This is a genomic window from Streptomyces sp. FH025 (assembly GCF_017427025.1).
Classification (GTDB): domain Bacteria; phylum Actinomycetota; class Actinomycetes; order Streptomycetales; family Streptomycetaceae; genus Kitasatospora.
Window position 1 is genome coordinate 1 of the sequence record NZ_JAFLNG010000872.1, and the last position, 2,769, is coordinate 2,769.

Annotated in this window: 2 protein-coding genes; both read right to left on the reverse strand. The window is 75.6% G+C overall.

Features of this window, described 5'->3' with window-relative positions:
* Positions 1-123: 123 nt before the first annotated feature.
* Complete coding sequence (locus J0670_RS35005) at positions 124-1,653, reverse strand: hypothetical protein (protein WP_207816535.1); 1,530 nt, start codon at positions 1,651-1,653, stop codon at positions 124-126.
* A 4-nt stretch (positions 1,654-1,657) separates the two neighbouring features.
* Positions 1,658-2,680 carry a trypsin-like peptidase domain-containing protein gene (locus J0670_RS35010; RefSeq protein WP_207816537.1) on the reverse strand — a complete coding sequence of 341 codons (1,023 nt, stop codon included), beginning with the start codon at positions 2,678-2,680 and terminating at the stop codon, positions 1,658-1,660.
* Between the last annotated feature and the right edge of the window lie 89 nt (positions 2,681-2,769).

Here is a 2,769-nt window from a genome sequence, read left to right on the forward strand (position 1 = left end):
TCGGGCACCGCTACCGCCTTGTCCTCGTCGTCCGGCAACTCGTTCGTCGAGTCATCCGTCGAGTCATCCGTCAACTCACCCGTCGCGTCGTTCATCGCGCCCCCCCATCAGGCCGTCCACGCGTCACACCATCCCCGGGAACAGCGCGTCCTGGTCGGGATCCACGCAGTCCGGGTCGTCCCAGAGCAGGGTCATGCCGTCCCGGCCGTCCGAGGCCCGGGTCTTCCGGCGGTGCCGGTGGACGGCCTCCGGCAGCTGCACCAGCGAGCGCCGGCTGTGCTCGCGCAGCGCCTCGACCAGGGCCGCCGGGTCGCCGGGGGTGCGGGGCCACAGCACGGCCGGTATCCCGCCGACCACGATCGCGTCCTGGACGGCGTCGCGCACCCTCGGGTCGAGGTCGTCGTACGGGGTGTCCAGGCCCAGGCACGCCAGGGTCGGCTGGTCGTCGAGCCAGCTCGGCAGTTCGGCGGCCCGCTCGGGGACGAGGGGCGGCCAGCCGATCCGGTCGACGGCGTCGCGCTCGATGCCGCCGGCGAACAGGTGCCGCCACCGTTCCCGCCAGGCCGTGGTGGGCACCCAGGGGTCGGCGTAGCGCTCCAGGGAGCGGACCACCACCGGATGGTGGTGGCCGAGCCGCTGCCCGTAGCGGCTCGGGGACCACAGCTCGGCGCTGTGGCCGAGCAGCGGGACCGGCAGCAGGAACTCGATCCGCACCGCGTCGTCGTAGGCCGCGCGCATCTCGACGAGCAGTTCCTTCCACTCGGCCAGCCGGGCGCTGCCCTGGGCGATCAGGTCGTCCTTGGCGAGCGAGGCGGTGGCGGGCAGGACGTTGAGCCGGTGGAACCGGCCGCCCTCCAGCGGCTGCCGGTAGTAGGAGGCCCGCAGGAGGTAGCGGCTGCGCTCGATGTGCTCCGGGGTCTCCGGGTCCAGCCGGATCTGGACGATCAGCCGGCTGCCGGCGGCCGCCCGCGCCTCCGGGACGGCCACCCCGAGGGAGTTCAACAGGCTTGCGAGCTCGGCGAGTCGGGGGTGTGCGGGGGCCAGCTGCGGGTCCGCGGCCAGGCCTGCGAGGAAGGACAGCGCGGGTTCGGCGTCGGGGGCGCCGCGGCGGTCCAGCAGCCGAGCCAGGATCTCCGGCAGGGTCGCCCGGGAGTCGAGCAGGCTGCGCCCGGGGGCGTCCTGGGGCACGTGGCCGAGGAGCCTCTCCGGGCCGGGTTGGGGGTCCAGCGCCCGCAGCAGGCGGACGACGCGCAGCAGGGTGTCGACGGGCAGACCGGTGTCGGCGGTCAGGGCCAGGACGGCGAGGTCCAGCCAGGGCAGCGCGCCCGCGTACGGGTCGTGGGTCCTGAGTGCTTCGCGGAGCGAGCCGAGCGCGGCGTGCGGGTCGCGGGTGCGGCCGATCGCCCGCAGGATCTCCCACACGTGGTCGCGCGCGACGCGGCACTCCTTGACGTCCAGCGCGAAGTGCGGGGAGGCGGGCGAGCGGCCCATCGTCTCCAGGACGTCCAGCCGGAAGCTCTCCCGGGCCATCCGCTGGAACGTGAACAGGATCTCGGCCAGCAGGTCCTCGGCCGTCGCGGGCCAGGCCGCCGAGCGTTCCCCGTGCTCGGCGGCGCCCGACGGCGGCCACCCGCCGTACGCCCCTGCGCTCATCGCCCTACCTGCTCTCCCAGCCCCCGGCGGCCCGCCCCACGACGGACCTGAGCCGGTCCAACGCTCCGTCGTACGGGGCGAGTTCCTCCAGTGCCGTGTACAGCGCGCGCAGCGCCGCGGGTGCGTCGCGGTGGTTCCGGCAGCGGCGCACGATGCGGAAGAGGTGGTCGCGGCGGTCGGTGCGCTCCTCGGCCTCGAAGGAGTGCGGCAGGCCGAGGTGTTGGCCCATCCGGTCGAGCAGGTCGAAGCGGCCGTCGGCGCGCGCGGTGTACGGGAAGGCCATCAGGGCGTCCACCAACTCCGCGTCGTCCGGGGGCCGTTCGGCCTGCACCACGGGCGCCGCGGACGCCACGGACGCCGCTCCCGGCGCCTCCGGTGCCTCCGGTGCATCCGGTGCATCCGGCCCGAGGAAGGCGATCAGGACGGCCAACGGCACGTACCAGCCGCCCGGGGGCCGCGGATGGCGGCTGCCGTCCTTGAGCACGCCGCGGACCAGCCCGTCCGGTCCGACCAGCATGCCGCCACCGAAGCCCGGCTTCACCGCCGCGCCCTCGACCCGGATGAACTTCCCGGAGCGGCCGACCACGTGGAGGGCCAGGGTGTCGGGGTGCACTCCGGGCGTCGGGGTGTAGGCGGAGTAGCCGAGGGCGGTCAGCCGGGTCCCCGGCGCCGCTTCCTCGCCCGCCAGTGGGGCGACGGGGTGGCCGCTGCCGGCCATCGCCGGGACGGTGAGCAGCGCGAGATCGGGGAAGGCCTCGAACGGGCCGGCTTCCGCCGAGGCGGGCTCGGCCCGGACGTTCCCGGGCACGACGGGGTAGGTACCCGACTCGTGCCGGACGACCAACCCTTCGGCCACCCGGCCGCCTTCGGCCGCCCCGCCACCGTCCAGGACCACCCGCGCGCAGGTGACCACCCGACCGGGGGCGACCAGGAAGCCGCTGGCCCGGGCGCCGACCGCCGTCTCGACCAGAACGGTGCAGCGGCGCAGCGCCTCGGCGCGGGCGTGGTCGAGGTCCGGGCCGGTCACTCCGCTGCGGGGGTGATGGTCGCGGCGCCGTCACCGCCCCCGGCCGCCCCGGCGTTCACCTCGCCGACGGCGTCCGCCCGTGAGCTTCC